The 24946-nt window shown below is 70.9% G+C and carries 24 protein-coding genes; 13 read left to right on the forward strand and 11 right to left on the reverse strand.

What is annotated here, in order from left to right; all coding sequences use genetic code 11:
- Window positions 1–3: 3 nt before the first annotated feature.
- A complete protein-coding gene (locus tag GTY58_RS11380) occupies window positions 4–1218 on the reverse strand; it encodes a damage-control phosphatase ARMT1 family protein (protein WP_010983606.1) in 1215 nt (404 codons plus the stop codon).
- The gene (locus GTY58_RS11385; protein WP_167544192.1) at window positions 1211–1786 is read right to left on the reverse strand and encodes a hypothetical protein; all 576 of its coding nucleotides are present in this window, start codon (window positions 1784–1786) and stop codon (window positions 1211–1213) included. Before GTY58_RS11385 ends, GTY58_RS11380 begins: the two co-directional genes overlap by 8 nt.
- Window positions 1787–1959: 173 nt before the next feature.
- On the opposite strand from GTY58_RS11385, the gene GTY58_RS11390 reads away from it, so the two are divergent.
- Window positions 1960–2895 carry a lytic polysaccharide monooxygenase gene (locus GTY58_RS11390; RefSeq protein ID WP_010983608.1) on the forward strand — a complete coding sequence of 312 codons (936 nt, stop codon included), beginning with the start codon at window positions 1960–1962 and terminating at the stop codon, window positions 2893–2895.
- Between the two features lie 130 nt (window positions 2896–3025).
- On the opposite strand, the gene GTY58_RS11395 is transcribed toward GTY58_RS11390, so the two are convergent.
- Entirely contained in the window at window positions 3026–3682 is a 657-nt protein-coding gene (locus GTY58_RS11395) for a hypothetical protein (RefSeq protein ID WP_037650027.1), read from the reverse strand.
- Between the two features lie 779 nt (window positions 3683–4461).
- On the opposite strand from GTY58_RS11395, the gene GTY58_RS11400 reads away from it, so the two are divergent.
- Both GTY58_RS11400 and GTY58_RS11405 read left to right on the forward strand, forming a co-directional pair.
- On the forward strand, window positions 4462–5136 hold the full coding sequence (locus tag GTY58_RS11400; protein ID WP_010983610.1) for a DUF6230 family protein: 675 nt from the start codon (window positions 4462–4464) through the stop codon (window positions 5134–5136).
- Window positions 5136–5555: a DUF6114 domain-containing protein gene (locus tag GTY58_RS11405; RefSeq protein ID WP_010983611.1), complete on the forward strand. Its 420-nt coding sequence runs from the start codon at window positions 5136–5138 to the stop codon at window positions 5553–5555. The genes GTY58_RS11400 and GTY58_RS11405 overlap by 1 nt, the downstream gene beginning before the upstream one ends.
- Window positions 5556–5862: 307 nt before the next feature.
- Here GTY58_RS11405 and GTY58_RS11410 read toward each other — a convergent pair whose 3' ends face one another.
- The 3 genes from GTY58_RS11410 to GTY58_RS11420 all read right to left on the reverse strand — a co-directional run bounded on the left by GTY58_RS11410 (window position 5863) and on the right by GTY58_RS11420 (window position 7864).
- Window positions 5863–6663, reverse strand: a complete 801-nt coding sequence (locus tag GTY58_RS11410) for a VOC family protein (RefSeq protein WP_010983612.1) — start codon at window positions 6661–6663, stop codon at window positions 5863–5865.
- Between the two features lie 171 nt (window positions 6664–6834).
- Window positions 6835–7323, reverse strand: a complete 489-nt coding sequence (locus tag GTY58_RS11415) for a hypothetical protein (protein WP_010983613.1) — start codon at window positions 7321–7323, stop codon at window positions 6835–6837.
- Window positions 7301–7864 (reverse strand): ATP-binding protein, encoded by a 564-nt coding sequence (locus GTY58_RS11420; RefSeq protein ID WP_107083169.1) that lies wholly within the window; start codon window positions 7862–7864, stop codon window positions 7301–7303. Before GTY58_RS11420 ends, GTY58_RS11415 begins: the two co-directional genes overlap by 23 nt.
- Before the next feature lie 314 nt (window positions 7865–8178).
- On the opposite strand from GTY58_RS11420, the gene GTY58_RS11425 reads away from it, so the two are divergent.
- From GTY58_RS11425 to GTY58_RS11435, 3 genes are all read left to right on the forward strand, one after another.
- A complete protein-coding gene (locus GTY58_RS11425; protein ID WP_010983615.1) occupies window positions 8179–9054 on the forward strand; it encodes a helix-turn-helix transcriptional regulator in 876 nt (291 codons plus the stop codon).
- 39 nt (window positions 9055–9093) lie between these two features.
- A complete protein-coding gene (locus GTY58_RS11430) occupies window positions 9094–9306 on the forward strand; it encodes a DUF397 domain-containing protein (protein WP_042494335.1) in 213 nt (70 codons plus the stop codon).
- Window positions 9307–9409: 103 nt separating this feature from the next.
- On the forward strand, window positions 9410–10225 hold the full coding sequence (locus GTY58_RS11435) for an SAM-dependent methyltransferase (protein WP_037650071.1): 816 nt from the start codon (window positions 9410–9412) through the stop codon (window positions 10223–10225).
- 105 nt (window positions 10226–10330) lie between these two features.
- On the opposite strand, the gene GTY58_RS11440 is transcribed toward GTY58_RS11435, so the two are convergent.
- Window positions 10331–11299: an ABC transporter substrate-binding protein gene (locus tag GTY58_RS11440; protein WP_037650026.1), complete on the reverse strand. Its 969-nt coding sequence runs from the start codon at window positions 11297–11299 to the stop codon at window positions 10331–10333.
- 381 nt (window positions 11300–11680) lie between these two features.
- Here GTY58_RS11440 and GTY58_RS11445 point away from each other — a divergent pair, with 381 nt between their 5' ends.
- Genes GTY58_RS11445 through GTY58_RS11460 form a run of 4 tightly spaced genes read left to right on the forward strand, consistent with a single transcriptional unit; the run spans window position 11681 to window position 15775 of the window.
- Window positions 11681–14266 (forward strand): ATP-binding protein, encoded by a 2586-nt coding sequence (locus tag GTY58_RS11445; RefSeq protein ID WP_037650025.1) that lies wholly within the window; start codon window positions 11681–11683, stop codon window positions 14264–14266.
- Window positions 14263–14739 carry a roadblock/LC7 domain-containing protein gene (locus tag GTY58_RS11450; protein WP_010983620.1) on the forward strand — a complete coding sequence of 159 codons (477 nt, stop codon included), beginning with the start codon at window positions 14263–14265 and terminating at the stop codon, window positions 14737–14739. The genes GTY58_RS11445 and GTY58_RS11450 overlap by 4 nt, the downstream gene beginning before the upstream one ends.
- Window positions 14740–14772: 33 nt before the next feature.
- A complete protein-coding gene (locus GTY58_RS11455; RefSeq protein WP_010983621.1) occupies window positions 14773–15213 on the forward strand; it encodes a DUF742 domain-containing protein in 441 nt (146 codons plus the stop codon).
- Window positions 15161–15775, forward strand: a complete 615-nt coding sequence (locus GTY58_RS11460; RefSeq protein WP_042494337.1) for an ATP/GTP-binding protein — start codon at window positions 15161–15163, stop codon at window positions 15773–15775. The genes GTY58_RS11455 and GTY58_RS11460 overlap by 53 nt, the downstream gene beginning before the upstream one ends.
- Window positions 15776–15832: 57 nt before the next feature.
- On the opposite strand, the gene GTY58_RS11465 is transcribed toward GTY58_RS11460, so the two are convergent.
- From GTY58_RS11465 to GTY58_RS11480, 4 genes are all read right to left on the reverse strand, one after another.
- Window positions 15833–16501 (reverse strand): ABC transporter permease, encoded by a 669-nt coding sequence (locus tag GTY58_RS11465; protein ID WP_010983623.1) that lies wholly within the window; start codon window positions 16499–16501, stop codon window positions 15833–15835.
- Window positions 16498–17220: an ABC transporter permease gene (locus tag GTY58_RS11470; RefSeq protein ID WP_010983624.1), complete on the reverse strand. Its 723-nt coding sequence runs from the start codon at window positions 17218–17220 to the stop codon at window positions 16498–16500. The genes GTY58_RS11465 and GTY58_RS11470 overlap by 4 nt, the downstream gene beginning before the upstream one ends.
- Window positions 17217–18344, reverse strand: coding sequence for an ABC transporter ATP-binding protein (locus tag GTY58_RS11475; RefSeq protein WP_010983625.1), 1128 nt, complete (start codon window positions 18342–18344; stop codon window positions 17217–17219). The genes GTY58_RS11470 and GTY58_RS11475 overlap by 4 nt, the downstream gene beginning before the upstream one ends.
- Window positions 18345–18452: 108 nt before the next feature.
- Window positions 18453–20429, reverse strand: coding sequence for an RICIN domain-containing protein (locus tag GTY58_RS11480; RefSeq protein ID WP_010983626.1), 1977 nt, complete (start codon window positions 20427–20429; stop codon window positions 18453–18455).
- Window positions 20430–20759: 330 nt separating this feature from the next.
- On the opposite strand from GTY58_RS11480, the gene GTY58_RS11485 reads away from it, so the two are divergent.
- The 3 genes from GTY58_RS11485 to GTY58_RS11495 all read left to right on the forward strand — a co-directional run bounded on the left by GTY58_RS11485 (window position 20760) and on the right by GTY58_RS11495 (window position 24946).
- A complete protein-coding gene (locus GTY58_RS11485; protein WP_010983627.1) occupies window positions 20760–21785 on the forward strand; it encodes a substrate-binding domain-containing protein in 1026 nt (341 codons plus the stop codon).
- A 228-nt stretch (window positions 21786–22013) separates the two neighbouring features.
- The gene (locus GTY58_RS11490; protein WP_010983628.1) at window positions 22014–24503 is read left to right on the forward strand and encodes a nitrate- and nitrite sensing domain-containing protein; all 2490 of its coding nucleotides are present in this window, start codon (window positions 22014–22016) and stop codon (window positions 24501–24503) included.
- A gap of 11 nt (window positions 24504–24514) precedes the next feature.
- Complete coding sequence (locus tag GTY58_RS11495; RefSeq protein WP_010983629.1) at window positions 24515–24946, forward strand: roadblock/LC7 domain-containing protein; 432 nt, start codon at window positions 24515–24517, stop codon at window positions 24944–24946.

Here is a 24946-nt window from a genome sequence, read left to right on the forward strand (position 1 = left end):
GCGTCAGGGCCTGGCCTGGATCACCGCGTGCGTCCCGCTCGTGCGCCATCCCTGCCCCTGGGCCGCCGCCAACGCCGCCTCCGTGTCCGCGTCCAGGCCGACGATCACGTCCGATTTGAGGGTGCGCAGGGCCACGACCGGGCCGGGGAAGTACGCCGTCGGGGTGGTGAACGGTGTCGTCGGGGGCCAGAGCCGGTCGCCCACCAGACGGCGGTAGTTGAGGTCGCCCTTCATGATGGTCAGGTCCGCCTCGGCGAACTCGCGGCGCAGGTCGTCCGGCATGTCCGCGTACGGCAGCGGCGCACAGGAGAAGACATGGGCCCGCACCACGAGGCGGCCGTCGGTCAGGGCCGACCACAGGCGGTCCCCGGCCGCCCCGGCCGCCCCCTTGGTGCCGGTCAGCCGCCGTACCGCGTCCAGGACGTCGGCGGTCGTGGCGTCCGAGACGAAGTACGGGTACGGCTTCACGTGCAGCACCGCCCGTTCGGCCCGCCCGTGGTGCAGGAGATGGTCGATCAGGAGCAGGTCCGGGATGAGCTCGCGGCCGGCGTTGTCCGCGACCAGACAGACCGTGCGGGCCGGGCCGGCCGTGCCGTCGGCGTCGGAGTCGGAGTCGGAGTCGGAGTCGGCCGTGTGCGCCGGCAGCAGCGCCCACAGTGACTCGCTGTCGTCCACGAGGAGTTGGGAGTCGACGGAGCCGTCGCCCCCGGCGGAGATGCGGAAGCCGAGGTCCGCGCGGTTGCCCCAGAGCGAGCCGTGGAGCAGCGCCCGCGCCTGTTCGTCCAGCGGCCGTCCGGTGAGCGCGTCGAGCGCGGCCAGTTCCTCGGCCGCCTCCGGGGTGTCGAGTTCGGCGAGCTTGAAGGGGCGGAAGGGGTCGATGCCCTGCCAGGGCCCTGAGCCGAAGTAGCCGACAGCCGCGAGGAGTTGTCGGTAGAAGTAGCTCTCGGCCCACAGGAAGGGCACCGAGAACCAGGAGCGGCCGAGGTGCTTCGGAAGCCCCCAGGCCACCCACCGCTCGTGGTCCTCGGCCGGTGTGCCGAGCGGCTCGATCACACCGTCGAGGGCGCTCTTTTGCAGCGCGTCGAGCGCGCGCCGCTGCTCGGGCCCGTACGGGAAGGCGTCCCGCACCTTGCGGATGAGCGCGGGGTGCCGCTCGGCCAGCACGCTGTGCGGGAAGGATCCCGGGTCGTCGCTGACGATCACGGGGGCTTCAGACATGGTCCTGTGCTCCTTCGGGACCGGTCCGGATGCCGACAGGCAGCTCCAGGTCCCTGACCGCGGGGTCCAGCTGCTTCCCGTATCCGGCCTCGGTCCACACGTACTTCTGGAACTGCTCCGGCGTCAGCAGACCCTCCCACGGGCCGCCGCCGGGGCAGAACACCGACGCGCACCCGGAGCAGTAGTGCGCCGGACGCCACAGCCGGTCGGCGCGGTGCTCTCCGGCGTTCACCACGTCGCGCTCGCGCGCCTCGCCGCGGACCACGAGGATCGTGCCGACGAACAGCAGCACGGCCAGCAGCGCTCCGCCGATCGTGTAGAGCGGCTTGTCGTTGTCCACCCCGCTGTACGCGAGCGCGGCGCCCACGCCGACCATCAGCATGCCCTCGACGAAGTGCAGACAGCCGTCGAATCCCGACGTCACGCCCGGCGCCTTCGCCAGGCGGTTGGACAGGCCGTCGCGCACGGACGCCTCGTCGGCGCAGATCTCCTCGACCGCGCGCACCGTCGATTCGCCGCAGCTCGGACATATCACTCCGACTGGCCCGTGGGCCGACTCAGTTGGCATGCGCATACGCTAACGGCCGGCCGGCGCACACGCTGTCGCGCGGGCCGGTGTCCCGCGCCGCCACACCCTGGACGCGCAGCTTCCGGGTGCCGCTCGCGGTGGACTGAACGCACGGCATCGCATCCCCGTACTCCTCTGGTACGCGCTCCCCCACCGGCCGAGGAGACTCCCGGATGACCGCACACCGCACCGCCGCCGCGGCCGCCGTAGCCGTGGCGGCCCCGCTGCTGCTGACCGCCTGGGCGGCGGGTCCGGCCCAGGCCCATGGCGCACCGACGGATCCGGTCAGCCGGGTGGTGGCGTGCTCCCCCGAGGGCGGCGGCCGGGCGCGGACCGCCGCCTGCACGGCGGCGATCGCGGCCAACGGCTCGCCCTTCACCGCGTGGGACAACCTCCGGGTCGCCGGCGTGAACGGCAGGGACCGGCAGCTGATCCCGGACGGGAAGCTGTGCAGCGGCGGCCTGCCCGCCTACAAGGGGCTCGACCTCACGCGCTCCGACTGGCCGTCGACACGGCTGACCCCCGGCGCGTCGCTGACCATGAAGTACAGCTCGACGATTCCGCACACCGGCACGTTCAAGCTGTATCTGACGAAACAGGGGTACGACCCCACGAAGCCGCTGACCTGGTCGGACCTGCCGGCGCAGCCGTTCGCGCAGCTCAAGGACCCGGCACTGGCGGGCGGCGCCTACCGCCTCGGGGCGAAGCTGCCCGCGGACCGGACCGGGCGCCATGTGCTCTTCACCATCTGGCAGAACACCAGCACGACGGACACGTACTACTCGTGCTCGGACGTGGTCTTCGCGAAGGCCAAGGCCGCCGCCGGTGCGGGCGGCGGATCGACGGGCGCCGCCAGGAAGCCGGCCGGCAAGGCGACTCCGAGCAGTCCCGCCGCCACGTCCTCACCGTCGAGCTCCCCGTCCCCGAGCAGGTCCGAGACCGCCGCCTCCACGCCGCCGCCGTCCAGGACCGCCGTGCCGGGTACTCCGGCGGCGGCCACCGCGCACCGTTCCGACAGCGGCCCGTCCCTGCCCCTGCTCGCGGGCGGCGCCGCGGCGGTGGTGCTCGCCGCGGGCGCCGTCGTGAGCTTGCGCCGCCGTCGCCGCTAGGAGGTCGCCGCCAGGGGACGGACACCCCGTGTGGGGCGTCTCCTGGCGGCGGCCCGCGGGCCGCCGCCAGGCCGTCGCCGGACCCTTGCCGTCAGACCGTCGTCATCAGGCCGTCGCCGTCAGGCCGTCGTCAGTTGACGAAGACCGACGGGCTGCCGGACACGCTGGTGTCCTTGACCGGGGCGTACTTCGCGGTGAAGTAGCCACTGCTGAAGCACAGGGACGAGCCCGAGGTCTTGGTGAACTGCTGGTTGGTGAAGGTGATGCTGTTGTCGGTGTTGCTCGCCGTGCCCGACAGGCTGGGGGCCTGGTAGACACAGTTGATGGTGCCCAGCAGGGTGCTGAGCTTGACGGTGGTCTGGATGGTGGAGCCGCTGGCCGGAGTCACGGTGACGGTTCCGTCGGAGCCCACGGTGGTGGTGTACGGAAGGTTGTTGACGGTGACGCCGCTGACGCCGAGGACACCGATGACATTGCTGGTGCAACCGTCGAAGGTGTGCGCGGTGACCGACTCGGTGGCCGTGCCGGACGCGGCCGGGTTGTCCACGACACCGGCGGTGAAGGTGGACGCGCTGCAGGAGACGCCGCTCGTGCCGGTCGCGCTGGAGTAGAGCGTGGCCGCGGTGCCGGTGGCCAGCGAGGCGCTGAGCACGTCACCGGTGGCGACGGCGTCACCGCCGGCGCTGCCGGTGGTCAGGACCGTGCCTGCCGCGGAGGCGGGCGACATCGCCGAGACCGAGAGGGCCACGACGACGCCGGCGAGGGCAAGCAAGGGTCGAGTGCGCATGGGGGTGCCTCTTCTCAGAAGTGTGGAGCTGCTGCGGGTGACCGCGCCCCTCGGGGATGCGAGGGGACGCGGAGGTGCGGCTGCCGCCGCCGGCCCATGGCGCCTTCTCCGTACGCGACGGACCGGCGGCGGCAGCCGGGCGACCGGACACGGCCCAGGCGATGGGAAGGCGACCGTGCCGGCGCCGCGGTGGGGGTGATGGATCACTCGGAGGTGGTGGAGACCGCGCATCGTGGTGGAGACCGCGCATCGTGGTGGAGACCGCGCATCGTGGTGGAGACCGCGCATCGTGGTGGAGACCGCGCATCGTGGTGGAGACCGCGCATCGTGGTGGAGACCGCGCATCGTGGTGGAGACCGTGCGTCGCGCCGCGCGTCCAGAAGTGCCGCCACCGCCCCGGGACAGCCAGGGGCCGGGAGAGCGACTCGCGCCGTGCGACGGATCCGGCGCCACGGATCCTTGGGAAAGCAGGGGAATTTGTAAACCTGATGAGCAGTCAACGTCAAGACGTAGCAAGGAAGTTGGCGGCTCGCGGCGGAGAAGTTGACCTGCGGTACACCTGGTGACGCACAGGTGTCACACAACCATCACCCTTTTCGCACAAGTTGCTTGACCCTGAACTGTAACCACCGGTAACTTCCACCGCGGCTACTGCTGCGTAACGAGAAAGCCCTTGCGCTCGCCGGGAGGTGCGAGGAGGCGTCCGCGGCAGCCGCTGTCCGCGCCAGGACAACGTGCCAGTGAAACCGCACCTGCATTGACTATGCCCAGGAGCAGACATGGCCTCATCCTCGGACGCCACGGCGTCCCACGGTTCCACCCCCCAGACCCCGGAAAGCGGTTCCGCCGCCGAAGGGTCCGAAAGACGCGGGCGGGTCCGCCTGCGCCGCGCCGCGGTGATGGCGGTGCCTGCCACCGCGATCGCCGCCGGACTGGTGATCCTCACCGCCCAGGGTGCCCTCGGGGTGCAGTTCGCCATATCCGGCATGCCGTTCACGGTCACCGCCACCGACCTGAACGGCACCGGCTTCGAGCAGTTCGGCAACCTCGACAACATGGCCGAGGGCAGCCCGAACGCCGGTGACACCGGCGGCCAGGTCCTGGTCGTCACCTCCGCGATCAAGGACGCGACCCTCACCAAGCTGTGCCAGAGCGTCGACCTCGGCGGTACGAACCTGCGGATCGAGGCGGGCGCCGGCAAGGACAAGGTGGTGGCGAGCGATCTGACCACCGACTCCACCGAGCTGTCCGGCGACGCCGAGTTCAACAAGATCGAGATCGGCAACGACGCGAGCACGCTCGACAAGGCGGGGGTGCAGGGCAACAAGGGCGTCTTCAGCCAGCAGGCCGACACCGTGCATATCGCCAATCTCCGGCAGACCAACTACGCGACCACGGCGGGGGTGTTCAAGCTTCCGGGCCTGCACCTCAGCTTCAGCGACAAGGCCTGCTGATGGCATCGCGGCCGAGGTCCGCCTTCAGGCGGTGGCGCGCGAGCCGTCCCTTCTGGGGCGGACTGCTGCTCACCCTGGGCGGTGCGGAGGTCCTCCTCACCGAGAAGGTGTCACTGAAGGTGGTCATGCACATCGGCATGCAGGGCCTCGCGGGCTATCTGCTGCCGGTCGTCATGATGCTGTGCGGCCTGCTGATCCTCTTCAACCCCGCCCAGCGGCTCTTCTACTCCGTCATCGGCATCCTGGTGACCCTGGGCACCTGGCTCACGTCCAACCTGGGCGGCTTCTTCATCGGCCTCCTGCTGGGCGCCACGGGCAGCTGCCTCGCCTTCGGCTGGCTGCCGGACCAGGAACCCCGCCGGCGCCTGCTGCGCCGCCATCGGACGCCGTCCCCCACGGCCGATTCGCCCGCGTCCTGACGCCACCGCTCCTCGGCGAGCGGGCTCCGCCGACCGCCCCCCGCGGCACCCCGAGGTCGTCCCCACCGGAACCCGCTCGCCGAGCCCGTGGCCATGGGCCGGGGCCCCGGCGGTCGTGTGGTCGTCCGGCCCGCGGCCTCGCCGCCAAGAGCGCGGCGCGCAGACGCGCCGGTACAGCGACGGTGCAGCGACGGTACGGCCACATGACACGTACGGCGTCCGCCGGCGTCCGGCGGGCAGGGCCCGCACCTAGTCGCCGCCAGGGGCCGCATCCACCGCGGGGCACTGACCCCAGGGACGGTGGTACTCAGCGCTTCGTGCGGGCGGTCACCGTGAAGCGGGCCCCGTCGGGGTCGCTCAGCACCGCCTCCGTGGCGCCGGGCTCCCACCGCAGCACCGTGCCGCCGTGGTCCTGGGCGGCATGGACGCAGGCCTCGACGTCGTCGACCGCGAAGTGGACCTGCCAGTGCGGTCTGAGCTGGGGGTCGGGCGCGGCTCCCACCGCCCCGGAGTGGATCCGCGCCACCACGTCGCCCTGGCTGAGCAGTACGACCTCCTTCCCGTCGTACTGGACCTGACAGGCGCCGGGGCGTGCGGAGGCCCATTCGAGGACCTCCCCGTAGAAGATGGCGGCGTCGAAGGCGTCGCGGGTGTGGAGGCGTACGAAGGCGGGGGCCGCGCGGCGCCAGTGGTCCCAGCCGGCGACGAGCTGTCCCTCCCAGATGCCGAAGACGGCACCGTCGCGGTCCGCCAGCAGGGCCGCCCGGCCGGGCGGGAAGGCGATCGGCCCGACCGCGGTCGTACCGCCGCGCTCCTGACTGCGGGACACGGCCTCGTCCGCGCTGGGCACCGCGAAATACGGCGTCCAGGCGGCCGCCATCTGCCACTGCGAGGCCACCGCGGCGATCCCGGCGACGGGCATGCCCTCCGACAGCGCGAAGCGGAACCGGTCGCCGAGCTTGCCCGTGCGCCAGCGCCAGCCCAGTACCGCCTTGTAGAAGTTCTCCGCGGCTTCCAGGTCGCGGGTGGTGAGGCTGACCCAGCACGGAGCGCCGAACACCGAATGGCTGGAGACGATCTCTCGCGCGAGCGTTCCGTTTCTTTTCATCGCTCTACCGTCCTGTCATCTCCGCCGCCGCTCCGCAACCCGGAGGCCCCCGAGAGGCCCCGTAGTCCCGGCCCCGGGTACCCCGCGGACATCGGGGCAAACTCCACAGACCGGCACGGCTCACGGCCGCCGCAGGGCCGTACTCAGCTCACGGCCGCCGCAGGACCGGGCTCAGCTCACGGCGCCCAGCGACCAGCTCGGGCTGATTCCGGCGAGCCGGCAGATGAGGAAGTACAGCGGGATCGGTGGCGTGTACGGAGAGTCACCATCGGGACGGTGGATGAGGCGGGGACCGCCGGGGCGGGGGCGGCCCGATGCCCGGGTCCAGGACGGGTCGGCCAGATAGGCCCCGATCGCGTAGGTCGTGCAGGACGGCCAGGTGACGCCCACGTGGGAGCCGGAGGGGACGATCCACCACCAGCGCAGGTCGTCGGCGAAGACACAGCCGACGCGCGGGAGGCACTCCATGATCCGCTCGCCGTGCTCCGGCGAGGTGCCCACGGCGTCGTAGCCGAGGCCGGCCGGCAGTTCCACGGGGAGGGAGAGCCGCTGGGGGCGCTCGCACAGCAGCGGGGCGGACAGGCCGGGGCGGGGATCGGACAGGCGCCGGTGAGCGTCGGACAAGCGCGGGCGAGGGTCAGGCGTGTGCTGTCGGTCCATGGGATGACGGTCCTTCGGCCAGGTGGGGGACGGGCCGGGTGGTGTTCGTGGTCGCCGGAAGCCCGGTCGAGGCGGGGTCTCCTCCGTCCGGCGACAGCTCGGCCCAGACGATGTGTCCGGGCCCGTACGCGCTGTTCTTGACGCCCCAGTCGCCGCTCAGCGCGCCGACCAGCAGGAGTCCGCGACCCCCCTGGTCGTCGGGCTCCGGCCGGCACTGGGCGGGGAGGGTCTGGCCCCGGTGCTCGTCCTCCACCTCGATGCGCACCCGCGCGCCGTCGGTGCGCAGTCTGCACACGATCCGGCCGCTGGCGGTATGCATGATCGCGTTGGTGACGAGCTCGGAGGCCACCAGGACAGCGTTGTCACATGTCTCGGCGTCGGTGTTCCAGGCGGCGAGCAGCTCGCGCACATGGCCGCGGGCCACGGCCACCGAGGCGGGGATCGCGGGAAGGCCGAAGATGCCCGCCTGGGGGACGGGCTGCTCCTCCCGCGCCGGTCGTCCCGGTCGTCGTAAAGGCTGGGGGAGGGAGGGCGGAGCCATCGCCGTTCGCCTTTCATCTGCCGTCGCACCACGGAAGGTGCCGGTGCCACACCGCTCAGTGCCGTCGCGAGTCGCGCACCAGCGGCCAACTCGCTTCGAATCGTGCCCAAGAGCAGCCCTGACTCCCCCAACTGGACTGCTCAGCATCCTCGTTCACCGGCTCCTGACGGTGGAACCACTCTGGCACCTGCGAACGACGCCTCGCAACCGGCAAGTTGAAAATTGCAATGTGTGAGGTGCATGCTGCCTCCGCCGGAAGATGATCGTGACAGACTGTGACCCATGACCCGTGACTCGGTGTGAGGGGGTAGGGCGTGACCGCGGAGACCGACTGGGGCGGCGCCCCCACCGTGCTGCGCATGATCCTCGGCAGACAGCTCGAGGAGCTGCGCACCCGGGCCGGCCGCACCTACGAGGAAGCGGCCGCGGCGATCGGGGTCAGCCACTCCACGATCCGCCGGATGGAATCCGCCAAGGTGGCCCGGCTCAGGCTCGCGGACGTCGAGAAACTGCTCCAGATCTACGGTGTGACGGACCAGCAGGAGATCGACACGTTCCTGAAGTCGGTCCGTGAGGCCAACAAGCGCGGCTGGTGGCACACCTACCGCGATGTGCTGCCGGACTGGTTCGCCGCGTATCTGAGCCTGGAGCAGGCGGCGCTCCAGATCCGGGCGTACGAGGCGCAGTTCGTCCACGGTCTGCTCCAGACGGAGGAGTACGCGCGGGCCCTGCTGAGCGCCGGAAACCCGCACGCCCCGGCCGAGGCGACCGAGCGCCGGGTCGCCCTGCGCATGCGCCGCCAGGAACTGCTGTCCCGCTCTGCGCCGCCCCGCCTGTGGGTGGTGATGGACGAGACCGTGCTGCGCTGGCCGGTCGGGGGCCCCACCGTGATGCGCGCCCAGATCGACCACCTGATCGCGCTCAACGCGCTGCCGCATGTGACCTTGCAGATCATGCCGTTCCGAAGCGGTCCGCATCCCGCGATGCGGGCCGGAGCGTTCCACGTCTTCCGGTTCAGGGCACGTGAGTTGCCGGACATCGTCTATCTGAGCGGCCTGGTGGGCGCTGTCTATCTGGACAAGAGCGACGATGTCGTGGTGTATCGCGAGGCCCTGGACCGGCTGGGCGCCCAGTCGGCGCCCGCCAGGAAGACCGAGGCTCTCCTCGGCGCGATACGCAAGGAGCTGTGAGTGCACCACCACATACGCGACGGCCACATACGCAACGGCATGCCGGCCCGGGATCTCGGCGCGCGCGGCTGGTCCAAACCGTGGAGCGACGACGCGGGAGGCGCCTGCCTGGAGGCGAAGAAGCTCGCCGACGGCCGGGTGGCGCTGCGTCAGTCCACCGACCCGGACAGCCCGGCCCTGGTCCTCACCCCCGCCGAGGTGGCTGGCTTCCTCGCGGGTGTGAAGAAGGGCGAAGCCGACTTCCTCCTTTGATTTCTCTTAACTTCTCTGGTGACTTCTCTGGTTCTCCTGCCTGGTCCCCTGTTTTTCCATGAACGTTCTTACGGAACCTACGACTTGAATGGGAGGGGCGGCGTTGCCCGACAACGGATGGCCGGCCGACCGTATCGACACCGAGAGTGCGCACTCCGCGCGCATCTACGACTACATCATCGGCGGAAAAGACTACTACCCGGCCGACAAGGAGGCGGGTGACGCCATGTCCCGGGAGTGGCCCGCACTCCCGGTCCACATGCGGGCCAACCGCGACTGGATGAACCGCGCGGTGGCCCATCTGGCGAAGGAGGCCGGGATACGCCAGTTCCTGGACATCGGAACCGGCATCCCCACCTCGCCCAACCTCCACGAGATCGCCCAGTCGGTGGCCCCCGAGTCCCGGGTCGTGTACGTGGACAACGACCCGATCGTCCTCACCCTCTCCCAGGGCCTGCTGGCCAGCACCCCCGAGGGCAGGACCGCGTACGTCGAGGCGGACATGCTCGACCCGGCGAGCATCCTGGATGCCCCGGAGCTGCGCGACACCTTGGATCTGACCCGGCCGGTCGCCCTGACGGTGATCGCGATCGTCCACTTCGTGCTGGACGAGGACGACGCGGTGGGCATCGTCCGCCGCCTCCTGGAGCCTCTCCCCTCGGGCAGCTATCTGGCCATGTCCATCGGCACCGCCGAGTTCGCGCCGCAGGAGGTGGGCCGGGTCGCCCGCGAGTACGCCGCCCGCAACATGCCCATGCGGCTGCGCACGCACGCGGAGGCCGAGGAGTTCTTCGAAGGCCTGGAGCTGGTGGAGCCGGGCATCGTCCAGGTGCACAAGTGGCACCCGGACGCCGCCACCGCCGACGGCATCCGGGACGAGGACATCGCGATGTACGGAGCGGTGGCCCGCAAGCCGTGACCCGCCGCTGCAAGCCGTGACCCGCAGACCGTGAGCCGCGGCAAGCCGTGAGCCGCGTCTGCCGCCGGGGCCCGTTCGAACGGGTCCCGGCGGCAGCGACGGACGTCAGTCCAGGCCGGCCGACGTCAGCCAGGCCTTGGCGACGTCCAGCGGGTCCTTGTTCTGGAGCTGCACCTCGGCGTCCATCTTCAGCAGTGCCACCGTGTCGAGCTTGGCGGAGACCGCGTTCAGCGTGTCGGCGCCCTTCTGGGAGAGCCCCGACTTGTAGACCAGCGGCTGCACGTTCTCGAACCCGAAGAGGTTCTTCGGGTCCTGGAGGACCACGAACTTCTCCTTGGTGATGGTCGGGTCCGTGGTGAAGAGGTCCGCGGCCTGCACCGTGTTCTTCTTCAGCGCCGCCTGGGTCAGCGAGCCACCGGCGTCCAGGGCCTTGAACGACTTGAAGTTCAGCCCGTACACGGACTTCAGGCCCACCAGGCCCTGCTGTCGGGTCTGGAACTCCGGAGAGGCACCGATGGCCAGGTCGGGGGCGATGTCCTTGAGGTCCGCGATGCTGGACTCGGAGGTGAGGTGGTACTTCTTGGCGGTGGCGGCGTTGACGGTGACGGAGTCCTTGTCCTGCGCGGGCGCCGGGTCGAGCAGCTTCAGCTTCGAGTCGAGCTTGGCGTTGATCGCGGCGGTCGTGGTGGCGACCGTCTTCGGCGTGGCCTTGGAGTCCAGGTAGGCGAGGAGCGCGCCGTTGTACTCCGGCAGCACGGTGAGAGAGCCGTTCTTGAGCAGACCGTAAGTGGTCTCGCGGCTGCCGATGTTCGGCTTGTAGGTGACCTTGATGCCCTTGGCCTTCAGGGCCTCGCCGTAGATGTCGGCGATCAGGATGCTCTCGGCGAAGTTGTTCGAGCCGACGACGACGCTGTCGCCGCCCGCCTTGTCGCCCGAGAGCGGGTCGGACTCTTCGCCGGAGGACGACGAACACCCCGCACATGCCGCCAGGAGCGCCGCCGTGGCGGCGAGCGCGACGGCTGCCGCGCCGGGGTTTCTCGTCCTTGACCTGCTGCTCTTCGCGGTAGAAGTCACAATTCCCGTTCCGGGCTCGGATGGTGTGGGGAGCATGGAGATGGCGGGGTGCGCGGAAGTCCGGCACCTTTGTCTACTGATCCAATCCAGCCGGTTCTCGGTCGGTCAAGAGGATTCTGGTCACCGATTGGCCTCAATGCGTGGCCGGTTGTGAACGACTGGTGGACGCTCTGCCGATGAGTCGCAGACGCTTTGTAATGGATTCTTGACGTGGGGTGGCCGAATCGGGGGTCTGAAGAGGCGGTAGTCTCGCCCGAGTTGGCGACAAGGCACAGCGGCGTGCGGGGGCCGCCGTCTTCCGAACGTTCTGTCGCGGCCCCAGTCGATGAATACGGTCTCGTGAACCTTCGCGCGCCGTGGTCCGCCCACGAAGGAGGCTCGGTGTCCACGAACAAGGTGGACGCGCCGACCCGGCCGGCCCCGTCGCCGAACCCGGGCGGCACCGGCGGTTTCGCCGCCCGCTGGCCGTTCAGGCGCAAGCTCAACGCCCTCGTCGGCGTACCGCTGGCCGTGGTCGCCGCGTTGCTCTGCTACCTCATCACCGACCAGGTGGACCAGGCGCGCAGCGCGGCCGCCGCCGCCCAACTGGTCCGCGACAGCGCGCAGGTCGCCGACCTCGTCGACCGGGTGGAGAACGAGCACCAGCAGGCCGTCCTGCTCTCCGTGCGCTACGAGGCCGCCGCCGGCGCCGACGCCCGGCCCGCGCTCACCTCCTACCGCAGGGCCCAGGCCGCCGTGGACGCGCAGGTCGACAAGGTGCGCGGCACGTTCGGCGACCGGCTGCCCGACACGGAGGCGCAGGCCCTCAAGGAGATCAACGGCCTGGGCAGCCTGCGCGGCACCATCGAGGAGGGCTACCTGCCCGCCGACAACATCGACCCGGCCTACACCAACGCCGCCAAGGGGCTGCTCGACGGCCTCGGACTCGACCGCAACGCCGCCCTCGCCGCCACCTTCACCGGCAATCTGCTGGACTCCCTGCTGCGCGCCGACGCCGCCCACAGCTCCTTCGAGACCAGCGTGTTCTCGGCGACGACCGGTGACTCCAACGCGCTCATCGAGTTCACCAACGCCGTGGGCTCCTACGAGCTGTACACGTACCAGGCGGACCGCTTCGCCCGGTTCGCCACCGAGCGGCAGGCGGACGAACTCTCCGGGATCGAGCACAGCACGGCGCAGCGGGAGATCGCCGAGGCGTACGCCGAGCTCCAGATCGACCCCAGCGGACTCCAGGCGAACACGCCGTCCCGGATCCGCGCGGCGTTCGCGGACGCCCTGCGCGACTACCCGGCTTATCCGAAGCAGGCCGAGAGCCGGCTGAAGATCGCCGCCTCGCTCATCGGCCAGATCGCCGACCGCGCCGACGACGCGTCCAGCGAGGCCTGGTGGCGGGCCGGTCTGCTGCTGGCCGCGGCTCTGCTCGGCTTCGTCCTGTGGCTCGCCTTCTCGGTGGCGGTCCGGCGGTCGGTCGTACGGCCGGTGGAGGCTCTCACCGATGCCGCGCAGGAGGTCTTCGACATCACCAGCCGGGAACTCGCCCGGGTGGCCGACGACGACGCCGAGGACCTGGGCCCGCTCCGGCTGCGCGAGGTGCCCGTCCCCGTACGGGACGAGATCGGCGAACTCGCCGAGGCCTTCAACCACGTGCAGTCCACCGCGGCCGCCCTGCTGGAGCGCCAGGTGCTCAGCCGTCGCAACGTCGCCGAGATGTTCGGCAACGTCGGCCGCCGGGTCAGCAACCTCACCACACGGCAGCTCGCCCTCATCGACGCCGTCGAACGCGGCGAGACCGACCCCGCGCTGCTCGACCGGCTGTACCGCATCGACCACATCGCGGTCCGGCTGCGGCGCAACGCCGACAGCCTCATGCTGCTGGCCGGCATCCGCGAGACCGTGCTGGACTCCGGCCCCACCGCGCTCACCAACGTGGTGCGCGCCGCGCTCGGCCAGATCGAGGGCTATCAGCGCGTCCGGCTGCGCGCCGAGACCGAGGTCATGGTGGAGCCCGACATCATCGGCGACCTGACGCTGATGGTGGCCGAACTCCTGGAGAACGCCGTCGCGTTCTCGCCCGTGGGCAGCCCCGTCGAGGTGGCGGTGCGCGGGACCGGTGGCGACGGCGCGCTGATCGAGATCGCCGACCACGGTCTGGGCATGAGCGCCGAGCGCCTCGACGAGGAGAACGCCCGGTTGATCCGCCGCGAGCGCCTGGACCTGGTGCCGACCAAGGTGCTCGGCCTCTTCGTGGTCGGCAGCCTCGCCCGGCGCTGGGACGTCGGGGTGACGCTGTCCCGCACCCCCGGCGGCGGTGTCACGGCCGAGGCCGTCATCCCGTCCACACTGCTGCTGGCGATGAGCCCGCTCAACGTCCCGGCCGCGGTGGCAACAGCCCCGGCCGCTGCCACCGTCGAACCGGGGCCCGCCACTCCTTCCTCGCCCGCCACCTCGTCCTCGTCCGCCGCCGCCACCCTGCCCCGGCACGGCGAGACCGAGTCCCGGCCGGGCGCGCTGCCCCGGCGGGTGCCCCGGCGCGAGACGGCGCCCGCGGAGAAGGCGGAGGAGACGGAGGACAGGGAGGAGGCGGAGGAGACAGCCTCGGGCACGGCGCCGGCGCTCCAGGACCGCACCGAGCGGACGCTCCTCCCCCACGACGACACCGGCGCGGCCCGCCCGCTGCGCCGCCGGGTCCGCGGGGCCACCCTCCGCACCACGGCCGCCGAGGCCGCCCAGCAGGCGGCGCACGGCCCCGCCCGGCCCGCCGACGCGCACGAGGTCCGCTCCGCGCTCGAGGAGTTCGAGGCCGCCGTGGAGCGCGCACACCGGGACAGCGGGACCGGCACCCCGGCCCCGGCCCCGCAGCCGACACCCGACCAGAACTACCAGAACCACCAGAGCGACCAGAGCGACCAGCGTCATCAGAACCACCAGAGTCATCAGAACCACCTCCCGGAAGGAGCGGAGCAGTGAGCACGTCGACAGGTGACACTCCGGCGGGAGGCACCACGCCCGCCGAACTGCGCGCCGCAGCAGCCGACTTCACGTGGCTCCTCAACCGATTCGCGACCGAGACCGCGGGCGTCGTCGACGCCATCGCCGTCTCCTCCGACGGGCTGCTCATCGCCGTTTCCGAGCTGCGTGAGCACGCCGACTCCGAACGGCTGGCCGCCATCGTCTCCGGTATCACCAGCCTGGCCGCCGGAGCCTCCGGCAACTACGGCCTGGGCGGCCTCAACAAGGTCATCATCGACCTGGAGGGCGGCCACGTCCTGGTCTCCGCGATCGGCAGCGGCGCGGTGCTCGGCGTGGTCACCGACAAGGAGGCCAAGCTCGGCAACATCGCGTACGAGATGACGCTGTTCGCCAACCGGGCCGGCGCCGCGCTCAGCCCCCAACTCGTGCTCGAACTGAAGAACTCCGTCGGCGTCACGTCGACGGGGTGACCGGCACCGTCCGGTCGAGGAAGGACACAGCTCATGGCGGACGGCCGTACTCCGGCCGGCGAGGACCGCTTCACGGCCCCGGGTCCCGACCCGGTCGGCCCCGCCCCCGCCGTGCGGCCGTTCCTGGTCACCGCGGGCCGGGTGGCGGGCACCAGGTCCGGCCCGCCGATCCCGGTCGAGACCCAGGTGGTGGCCACCGCCGAGGGTCTCGACCAGCTCGACCGGCTCTCGTTCGAGCAGCACGACATCGTTGCCGCGTGCCGGCAGCCGCAGTCCATCGCGGAGCTCGCGGCCCGGCTGCGGCTGCACCTCAACGTGGTCCGCGTCCTGGCCGAGGACCTGCGCTCCGAAGGACGGCTGTCGGTGTACCTTCCGAACCCCGGCATCACCCAGGACGCGTCCGTACTGCGAAGGGTTATCGATGGTCTCCGCGCCATCCCCGACTCCCGGGGGGTACTCCGTGACACCGACTGAACAGGCCGCCGTACGGCCGCCGCTGCCGGTCAAGATGGTGATCGCGGGCGGCTTCGGCGTGGGCAAGACCACCGCCGTCGGCTCGATTTCCGAGATCGTCCCGCTGACCACCGAGGCGGCCATCACCGAGGTCGCGGCGGGCGTCGACGACCTCACCCACACCCCGCGCAAGACCACGACCACGGTCGCCATGGACTTCGGCTGCATCACCATCGACCCGACGCTGAAGCTCTATCTGTTCGGTACGCCGGGGCAGGACCGGTTCGGGTTCATGTGGGACGACCTGGTCGAGGGTGCGGTCGGCGGGCTCGTCATCGTCGACACGCGGCGGCTCGACGACTGCTACGCGGCCGTCGACTACTTCGAGCACAAGCAGATCCCGTTCGCCGTCGCCCTCAACGCCTTCGACGGCAGGATCGAGCATGATCTCGACGAGGTCCGCTGGGCGCTCGACGTCGCCGAGCGCGTCCCCGTCGTCGTCTTCGACGCCCGGGAACGCGGCTCGGTCCGCGACGCGCTGCTCGTCGTACTGGAACTGGCGCTGGCCCGCACCGGGGCATGACGCGCCGCGGGCCCGGGACGCAGGATCCGTCCCGGGCCCGCCCCCACGTCGTCGTGCTCAGCCGCTCCTGCGCACCCCGGGCGACACGGCGACCCGGTTGACCGTCCAGAACAGCCCGAGGGTGACCAGGGCCATCACGGCCACCAGCGTGGCTCCGCCGACCACCTTCTCGTAGTTGCGCTGGTAGAGGCCGTCCACGATGTAGCGCCCGAGGCCGCCGAGGCTGACGTAGGCGGCGATGGTGGCCGTCGAGACGATCTGGATGGCCGCCGACCTGAGGCCGCTCAGGATCAGCGGCAGCGCCACCGGCACCTCGACCTGGAACAGGATCTTCGCCTCGTGCATGCCCAGGCCCCGGGCGGCGTCGACCGGCGACGGGTCGACGGAGCGCATCGCCTCGTAGGTGGTCACCAGGATCGGCGGCACGGCGAGCACGACCAGCGGGATCATCACGGGCAGCAGCCCGAGGCCGAGCAGGACGAACATCAGCACCAGCAGGCCGAAGCTGGGCAGCGCCCGGGCGGCGGTGGCGAGGAACGCGAGCGCGTTGCCGCCACGCCCGGTGTGCCCGGTCAGCAGCCCCACCGGCAGCCCGATCGCGGCGGCGATGCCGAGGGCCATCAGCGAGTACTGGATGTGCTCCAGGAGCCGGCGCGGGATGCCGTCGTAGCCGTGCCAGTGGGCGCTGTCGCTGAAGAAGGCGTTGATGAAGTGCAGTACGTTCACCGGACCGCGTCCTTAAGGGCGAGCGCGGCCGGTTCGGGCCGGGCGGAGTCGTCCCGCGGGGCGCGCCGTGCCGAGCGCGTGCCGCGCGGCATCCAGGGCGTCAGCAGGACGCGTACGAGTACCAGCGCGGCGTCCATGAGGATCGCCAGGACCGCCGTGGTGACCACGGAGTTCACCGCCAGTGCGGGCCGGTGGTAGAACATCGCGTCGGCGAGCAGGTTGCCCAGGGCGCCCTGGTTGCCGATCAGGGTGCCGACGCTGACGAGGCTGATGCTGGAGACGGTCGCCACCCGCAGCCCGGCGATGATGGCGGGCACCGCGATCGGCAACTGCACCTGGACGTAGCGCCGTACGGGGCCGAAGCCCATGGCGGTGGCGGCCGCGAGTGTCTCCTGGGGCACCGACCTGACGCCGTCCACGATGGCCGGGACGAGCAGCACCAGGCTGTACAGGGCCAGCGGGATCATCACGGTGATCTCGCTCTGGCCGGTGTAGTCGATGAGGACGACGAAGAACGCCAGCGACGGGATGGCGTACACCACGGTCGTCACCCCGAGGACCGGCGGGTACAGCCAGCGGAACCGCACGCACAGCTGGCCGAGCGGCAGGGCGATGAGGAGGCCGGCCAGGACCGGCAGCAGGGCCTCCTTCAGGTGCAGTCCGATGAGCCCGAGATAGCTGTGCTGGAGGTCGCTGGGGATGTCGAAGAAGCCGTTCATCCGGCGAGGTCCGCCTTCCGCCGCTCGGCGTGGGCGCCGCGGATGGCCTCGCCGATCGTCTCCTGCGAGACGACCCCGACCACCCGTCCGGTGCCGTCCACGGCGACGGCCCAGCCGGTGGGCGAGAGCACGGCGCAGTCCAGGGCCGCGCGCAGCGAGTCTTTGCCGGACTCGAAGGGCCGACCGTACGGCAGCAGCCGTTCGGGCACCACCTTCCCGGCGGTGAGGTCCTTCGGCTCGCTCCAGCCGAGCGCCTTGCCGTCGACGTCGGTCACGAGGAGGTAGGGCACGTCCGGCGTGCCGCGGGCGGCGATCTGCTCGGCGGTGGAGTCGATCGCGACGACCGGAGTGGTCAGCAGCTCCAGCCCGGCGGAGGGGAAGAACGAAAGGCGCCGGATGCCGCGGTCGGTGCCGAGGAAGTCCTCCACGAAGGCGTCCGCCGGGGCGGACAGCAGTTCGGCGGGCGGCGCGAACTGGGCCAGATGGCCGCCGGTGCGCATGACGGCGACCATCGTCCCCAGCCGGATCGCCTCGTCGATGTCGTGGGTGACGAAGACGATGGTCTTGCCCAACTCGTCCTGGATCCGCAGGAGTTCCTCCTGAAGTCCCTTGCGCACCACGGGGTCGACCGCGGAGAAGGGCTCGTCCATCAGCAGCACGGGCGGGTCCGAGGCCAGGGCCCGGGCCACGCCGACGCGCTGCTGCTGTCCGCCCGACAGCTGGTACGGGTAGCGCCTGGCGAGTGAGGCGTCGAGCCCCACCCGCTCCATCAGCTCCCTCGCCCGCGACCGGGCCCGCTCCTTGCCCCAGCCCAGCATGCGGGGCACGGTCGCGATGTTGTCGACGATGGTGCGGTGCTGGAAGAGACCGGCGTTCTGGATGACGTAACCCATGGACCGTCGCAGCGTGTTCACGGGTTGCTTCGTGATGTCGGCACCGTCGAGGAGGATCGTGCCCTCGCTGGGCTCGACCATCCTGTTGATCATCCGCAGGGTCGTCGTCTTCCCGCAGCCCGACGGCCCCACAAGGACGGTGATCGAGCGGTCCGGTATCTCCAACGACAGCCGGTCGACCGCCACCGTTCCGTCCGGGTACCGCTTGGTGACTGAATCTATCCGTATCAAAACGCCGAATACCCTTCGGGTTTGGCAGAAGACGCCGTTTTTCGGCCACGGTCGATCGCGCAGGCCGTTGCGGGAAGAGTCTAGACGGCCCGCGTTTCGCCTCGTCGGCTACGTCACCGTCCACTTCTGGTTGTCACCGGTGCCGCAGCTCCACAGGACGAGCGAGGTGCCGTTGGCCGTGGCGGCGTTGTAGGCGTCCAGGCAGAGGCCGGCGTTGACGTTGGTGATCGTGCCGTCGCTGTTGATGTTCCACTTCTGGTTGGCCTGGCCGTTGCAGTCCCAGATGACGACCTTGGTGCCGTTGGTCGTACCGAGGTTGTAGGCGTCCAGGCACTTGTTGCCGTACAGCACCAGTTCCTTGCGGGAGGTGTACGTCCAGGACTGGTTGGGGCCGCCGTTGCAGTCCCACAACTCGGCCTGGGTGCCGTTGGTGATCGTGTTGTTGTAGATGTCGGCACAGCGGCCGGACTGCTTGCCGGTGACCAGGGCGCCGTTCGTGCCGGGCAGCGGCCGGACGGTGATTCCCTCGGTGGCCGGGCCGCCCGAGAGGGCGAGCGTGTTGGCGGAGCCCTTGGAGAGGGAGACCTCGACGGAGACCGTGCCCGCACTCGCGCCGGTCGGCGGGAAGGAGACCGTGGTGGCGGTCTGGCCGTTGACCTGGAGCGTGGCGGTGCGGGCCGAGCTCGTGTTGTTGGTGTAGGCGACGTCGACGACGTTCAGGCCGGTACTGGCGGCGGTCACGCCCGTGTAGCGCCCCGTGGAGGTGGCCGCGTAGGCGCCGCCCGCCGCCTCCGTGCCGCCCGTGACCGTCAGCATCACCGAGCCGCCCGCCGGGACACTGGCCGTGTACCCGGTGGCGGACGTCCCCACGTTCTGCCGGGCCCACAGGTCACGGACGGTCGCGGACGCGTTCGTCAGGCCGAGGTCGGACCAGCGGACGGTGATGTCGTGCGCGGCGGAGGTGCGGTTGAGGAGGACGACGGCGCGGTTTCCGGTGCCGGACAGCACCTTGCCGTACGCCTGGAGGCCGGTGGTGTCCTCGGCGACCTTGACGCCCTGGAGGCCTCGGGAATCCTGGTCGACGGCGATGACCTCGGGGTTCTTGAGGATCCCGGCGGTCTCGGACGTCATGGTCGTCAGGTCGTTTCCGGCCAGCAGCGGCGCGCCGGAGATCGCCCACAGGTTCATGTGGGTGCGGTTCTGGGCGGCGGTGAAGCCGTCCATGCCGACCATGAGCATGTCCGGGTCGTTGTAGTAGCCCGTGTGCTGCGCCGTGGGGTGCAGGGTCTGGTCGAAGTTGGACAGCAGACTGGTCATGGACGGCTGGTTGCCGTAGTAGATGATGTCGGTGCTCGTCCGCCACAGCGGGGCCTGGCCCGCGGCCCAGTTCCAGGGGTTCTGGTAGCCCCAGTTGCAGATGGACAGGGTGAGCGGCCGGCCCGTGGTGGCGGCGGCCCTGCCGACCGCGTCGCTGATGGACTTGTACGTCGTCGCCGCGTCGAGCCCTTCCGCGTCGCCGCCGCACCAGTCGACCTTGACGAAGTCGAAGCCCCAGGTGGAGAACTGGAGCATGTCCTGGTCGTAGTGGCCCTCGCTGCCCGAGCCGGGCGCGGCGGGGCGCCCCGTCGGGTAGTAGTAGCCGCAGCCGTCCTTGCCGGCGTCGGTGTAGATGCCGGCCTTGAGTCCCTTGCTGTGGATGTAGGCGGTGATGGCGCTCATGCCGCCGGGCCACTCGGCGGTGTCGACGGTGATGTTGCCCGCGCTGTCGCGGGTGCCCTGCCACCAGCCCTCGTCGATGTTGATGTACGTGTACCCGGCAGCCGGCAGGCCCGCCGCGACGAACGCGTCGACCTGCTTCTTGATGACGCTGTAGTCGATCTTCGCGGCGAAGCTGTTCCAGGAGGCCCAGCCCATCGGCGCACTGGGAACGGTTATCTGACGTGTCGTCACCGCCGCCTGCGCGGGCGCTGGTTGGACGAAGAGGAGGGTGGCGGCCGCGGTGAGCGCGAGGACGAGTGCGCGGACGGCGGCGATCCGCAGGCGGCGGCCGAAGCTCCGGCCGGTCGAGCGCGGTGGGGGAAACATGCGGCTCCAAACCCTTCCGGAAGAGCCGAGGCGACTCCCGGAATCTGTCGATATTTCGAACACAGATCGGCTCATCGAACGATTGGCGCGCCGAACGTAGAGTCCCGCGAGAGGGAAGTCAACGGGTGCGACACAGGAGGTTCTGCGCGCCTGCGGGCCGGGGCAAGCCTGCTGTGCCGCCGCTCACTTGACTGCCGGACGTCCCACACGATTGGCTCCGGCCCAACGAACAGCCAGACCCTCGGCACGTATCGTCGCGACGACCGCGCCGACATCACGCCGCCCCTTCCTTCTTCCTTGCTCAGCCGCACAGCGAGGTGCCGCACACCCATGAACGCTTCCCTCCGACCTCACGCTCCCCGCAGCTCCGCCCCACCCGCCCGGGGCGCGGCCCTGGCCGCCGGCGCGGTCGCCGTCTGCCTGCTCGCGGCCGGCTGCTCCGCTTCCGACGGGTCGGACGCCGGCACCGAAGCGGCGGGCCGGGCGGGCACCGCCCGGATCAAGGTGGCCCTGGTGACCCACGGCGAGCGCGGCGACGCCTTCTGGGACCTGGTGCGCAAGGGCGCTCAGACGGCGGCCGCCAAGGACGGCATCGAGCTGACCTACGTCAGCGACGCCACGGGGGCGGGACAGGCGGAGCTGCTGCGGGACGCGGTCCGCGACCGGGTCGACGGCATCGCGGTGACCCTGGCCAAGCCGGAGGCGATGAAGGGCGCGGTCGCCGACGCCATGGCCGCCGGCATACCGATGGTCGGCCTCAACTCCGGTATCGACGACTGGCGTTCCTACGGCCTGCTCGAGTACTTCGGCCAGGACGAGAGCCTCACGGGCCGTGCGCTCGGCGACAAGCTGGACGCCCTGCACGCCCAGCACGCCCTGTGTGTCATCCACGAGCAGGGCAATGTGGCGCTGGAGGCGCGCTGCGCCGGGGTGAAGAAGACGTTCGGCGGCCGGACGGAGATGCTGTACGTGGACGGCGCCGACCCGAAGGCGGTGACCGCCTCCGTCACGGCCCGGCTGCGGCAGGACCCGAGCATCGACGAAGTCGTCACGAACGGGGCGGAGATCGGCCTCGAGGCGGTGAAGTCGGTGAAGAGCGCGGGCAGCAAGGCCAGGATCGCCACCTTCGACCTCAGCAAGAACGTGGTCAAGGCCGTGCAGCGCGGGGATGTGCAGTTCGCGGTCGACCAACAGCCCTATCTCCAGGGCTATCTCGCCGTGGACTCGCTGTGGCTCTACCGGTCCAACGGCAATCTCAGCGGCGGCGGAGAGGCTCCCGTGCTGACCGGCCCCGCCTTCGTCACCAAGGAGAACGTCGCCGAGGTCGCGAAGTACGCGGCCGACGGAACCCGCTGAGCGGCGCCGTCGTACCCCGGCGTCGCCAAGGTTTTCGCTCCCTCACGGTGCGTACGGTCACTTGTACGGATAGCATCCTGCGCACCCCCTGTGCCGTACCGGCCACGCGGTCACCCACCGCACTGCGCCCACGGTCCCCTTTCCCGCCGCCCCGTCACCCGCTGTCCCCCTCCCCGCTGCCCCTCCCCGCTGCCCCCTTCCGCTCACCGCTCATCGGCTAGGACGACGATGTCTCGACGAACAGGTGCCCGGCGCCGCCTCGGCTCCATACGTCTCTCGCTGATCCTGCTGGCGCTGCTCCCCAGCGTCACCCTCGCCGCCATGTGGGGTGTGACGACGAAGCAGATGTTCTCGGAGGGTCTGGAGTTGCGGACGCAGACCGAGCTGAGCATGTCGACCGGGGCCATGGGGACCGACGCGACGCTCGCGCTGCAACGGGAGCGGAGTCTGTCGGCCGCCTGGCTGGCCTCGCCCGGCGGTTCCAGAGCCGCCCTGGACGAGCAGCGGCGACGGACGGACGCGGCGGTCACCCGGCTGGTCGGCCGGTCCGACGAGATCGAGATGGCCCCGGCCCGGGTCGGGGAACGGATGTACCCGGTCATGGCCGCGGCGAAGAGCCTGGAGTACTACCGGGGCCAGGTGGACGACCCGACCGACATCACCGCCAAGCAGGCCCTGGACCAGTACACCTCGATCATCGACAACCAGGTCCACGCCTTCCAGGAGCTCTCCCAGGTCGACGACGGGGATCTCACCTCGCAGGCCGGCCCGCTCGTCGCGCTGGAACACGCCGCGGAGATCGTCTCCCAGGAGGACGCCCAGCTGACGCTGGCCTGGCCGTCGGGAAAGCTCGACGAGAAGTCGTGGGTCCGCTTCGCGCAACTGGTCGACGCCCGGCGCTGGCTCGTCCAGGACCAGCTCGTCCCCTCGCTGCGCGGCAGCGCGAAGACGCAGACGGACCGGATCCTGCAGAGTCCGCAATGGCAGACCCTGGAGGACGTCGAGGACCAGGTCATCGCGGCCCGGACGGCGAACGGCAGCGTCGCGCGGACCATCGAGCTGCCGGACGCGCGAAAGCGCTGGAGCGCCGCGCTGGACCAAGTCTCCGCGCAGTACGCGAACCTGATCCAACAGCAGACCTCGGCCCTGCTCGACCGCAGCAGTGACAAGGCCCGCGGACTGCTGATCAAGGCGGCCTCGCTGAGCGCCGGCGGACTCGCCGCCCTGCTGCTGTGCGTCGTACTGTCCTGGCGCATCACCCGCTCCCTGTCCCGGCGGCTGCGGGGGCTGCGGATGGCCACGCTCAGCCTGGCCGAGGAGCGGCTGCCCGATGTGGTCGCCCGGCTCGACCGGGGCGAGAAGGTCGACGTGGACTCCGCCACACCGCCGCTGGACTACGGCAGGGACGAACTCGGCCAGGTGGCCCAGGCGTTCAACACCGCGCAGCGCACGGCGGTCCACACCGCGGTGGAACTCGCCGACACCCGACGCGGCTTCCAGAAGGTCATCCTGGGCATCGCCCGGCAGAGCCAGAACCTGGTCAACCTCCAGCTCAGCAAGCTCGACGAACTGGAACGCCGGCACCAGGACCCGCACATCCTGGAGGGCCTGTACGAACTCGACTCCACCGCGAGTCAGCTCCGCCGCTACGAGGAGAACCTCGTCATCATCAGCGGCGAACAGCCCCGGCGCAGCTGGACCGAGCCGGTCGCCCTGATCGACATCCTGCGCAGCGCCGTCGGCGAGGTCGCCGAGTACCAGCGGGTGGAGGTGCACACCGACGAAGAGGTGTTCCTGACCCCGCCCGCGGTGGCCGACGTCATCCATCTGCTGGCCGAACTCATCGACAACGCCACCGCGTACTCCCCCGCGCCCAGCCCGGTGGGCGTGCGGGCCGCGATGGTGGCCAAGGGGCTGGCCGTCGAGGTCGAGGACCGCGGTCTCGGCATGTCCGAGGAGGACTACGCGGCCCTCAACGCCCAGCTCGCGGTGGTCCCGCAGTTCGACGTGGTGGCCCTGGCCGACGACCTCCGGCTCGGCATGTTCGTGATCGCCCGGCTCGCCACCCGGCACGGCATCGCCGTCACCCTGCGTTCCTCGCCGTACGGAGGGACCACCGCGATCGTGCTGATCCCGCACGCCATCGTGGTGCGCGAGGCCTCCGGCTCCCCGTCCACGAAGTCCACGGACACCGAACCGGCCGGCTCCGCCGACGCACGGACCGTCGAACCGGCCGCAGCGGCGAAGGGCACCGCCGGCACCCCGGATCCGGCCCGCCAACCCCACGAACGCACGCGGGAGGCGCGGCCGGCCGCGCGGGCCCGGACGGCCGAAGTCCCCGCGAACGGAGCGGAGTCGGACACCGAAGGGGTACGCAGGACGGCGGGCCGCACGCCCCGCCCCGAACCCGGTGGCGTACGCCGCGAGGGACTCGCTCCGCTGCCGCGGCGGGTGCCGCAGACCAGCCTGGCCGCCGAGCTGAAGGAGGAGGCCGCGCCCGGCCGGGAGGACGACGACCCCTGCGAGGACTTCACCGCGGAGCGTGCCGCCGCCTCGCTCGCCGGTTTCCAGCGCGGAACGCTCCAGGCCCGGGACACCACCGCCGAGGGGGCGTACGACCACCGGGAGGAAGCCGCCGCCGAAGACCCGGACGCCCGGGTTCCCGCCCCGGGCGCATCGTCCCCCACGCTCTCGACTCCGCCCGCAGACCGCTCATGAAGGACAGGGAAATGACACGCCCCACCCCCGCCACGCACAGCCAGCTCGACCAGTTGCTCACCGGACTGGTCGACCGGGTCGCCGAGGTGGACCACGCCGTCGTGCTCTCCGAGGACGGACTGGTCGTCAGCAAGTCCACCGGGTTCCTGCGCGACGACGCCGAGCGGCTCGCGGCGACCGCCTCCGGGCTGATGAGCCTCAGCAAGGGCGTCAGCATGGACTTCCGCCGTGGCCCGGTGCGTCAGGCGCTCATCGAGATGGGCAAGGGCTATCTGATCCTCACCGCCGCCGGCCCCGGCGCCCATCTCGTCGTCCTCACCAGACAGGGCGCGGACGTGGGTGTGGTGGCGTACCAGATGAACATGCTGGTGAAGAAGATCGGCGAGCACCTCAGCGCGCCACCGCGTGGGGGCGCGGGCACCGCGGCCGACAGCGGCGAGTGA

It is taken from the genome of Streptomyces sp. SID5469, from assembly GCF_009862865.1.
GTDB classification, from domain to species: Bacteria; Actinomycetota; Actinomycetes; order Streptomycetales; family Streptomycetaceae; genus Streptomyces; species Streptomyces avermitilis.

Bases quoted from the DNA above. Each gene is read 5' to 3' on its own strand.
- GTY58_RS11380 (WP_010983606.1), bottom strand. From the start codon at position 1,218: ATGTCTGAAGCCCCCGTGATCGTCAGCGACGACCCGGGATCCTTCCCG.
- GTY58_RS11385 (WP_167544192.1), bottom strand. From the start codon at position 1,786: ATGCCAACTGAGTCGGCCCACGGGCCAGTCGGAGTGATATGTCCGAGC.
- GTY58_RS11390 (WP_010983608.1), top strand. From the start codon at position 1,960: ATGACCGCACACCGCACCGCCGCCGCGGCCGCCGTAGCCGTGGCGGCC.
- GTY58_RS11395 (WP_037650027.1), bottom strand. From the start codon at position 3,682: ATGCGCACTCGACCCTTGCTTGCCCTCGCCGGCGTCGTCGTGGCCCTC.
- GTY58_RS11400 (WP_010983610.1), top strand. From the start codon at position 4,462: ATGGCCTCATCCTCGGACGCCACGGCGTCCCACGGTTCCACCCCCCAG.
- GTY58_RS11405 (WP_010983611.1), top strand. From the start codon at position 5,136: ATGGCATCGCGGCCGAGGTCCGCCTTCAGGCGGTGGCGCGCGAGCCGT.
- GTY58_RS11410 (WP_010983612.1), bottom strand. From the start codon at position 6,663: ATGAAAAGAAACGGAACGCTCGCGCGAGAGATCGTCTCCAGCCATTCG.
- GTY58_RS11415 (WP_010983613.1), bottom strand. From the start codon at position 7,323: ATGGACCGACAGCACACGCCTGACCCTCGCCCGCGCTTGTCCGACGCT.
- GTY58_RS11420 (WP_107083169.1), bottom strand. From the start codon at position 7,864: ATGGCTCCGCCCTCCCTCCCCCAGCCTTTACGACGACCGGGACGACCG.
- GTY58_RS11430 (WP_042494335.1), top strand. From the start codon at position 9,094: ATGCCGGCCCGGGATCTCGGCGCGCGCGGCTGGTCCAAACCGTGGAGC.
- GTY58_RS11455 (WP_010983621.1), top strand. From the start codon at position 14,773: ATGGCGGACGGCCGTACTCCGGCCGGCGAGGACCGCTTCACGGCCCCG.
- GTY58_RS11460 (WP_042494337.1), top strand. From the start codon at position 15,161: ATGGTCTCCGCGCCATCCCCGACTCCCGGGGGGTACTCCGTGACACCG.
- GTY58_RS11470 (WP_010983624.1), bottom strand. From the start codon at position 17,220: ATGAACGGCTTCTTCGACATCCCCAGCGACCTCCAGCACAGCTATCTC.
- GTY58_RS11480 (WP_010983626.1), bottom strand. From the start codon at position 20,429: ATGTTTCCCCCACCGCGCTCGACCGGCCGGAGCTTCGGCCGCCGCCTG.
- GTY58_RS11485 (WP_010983627.1), top strand. From the start codon at position 20,760: ATGAACGCTTCCCTCCGACCTCACGCTCCCCGCAGCTCCGCCCCACCC.
- GTY58_RS11490 (WP_010983628.1), top strand. From the start codon at position 22,014: ATGTCTCGACGAACAGGTGCCCGGCGCCGCCTCGGCTCCATACGTCTC.
- GTY58_RS11495 (WP_010983629.1), top strand. From the start codon at position 24,515: ATGACACGCCCCACCCCCGCCACGCACAGCCAGCTCGACCAGTTGCTC.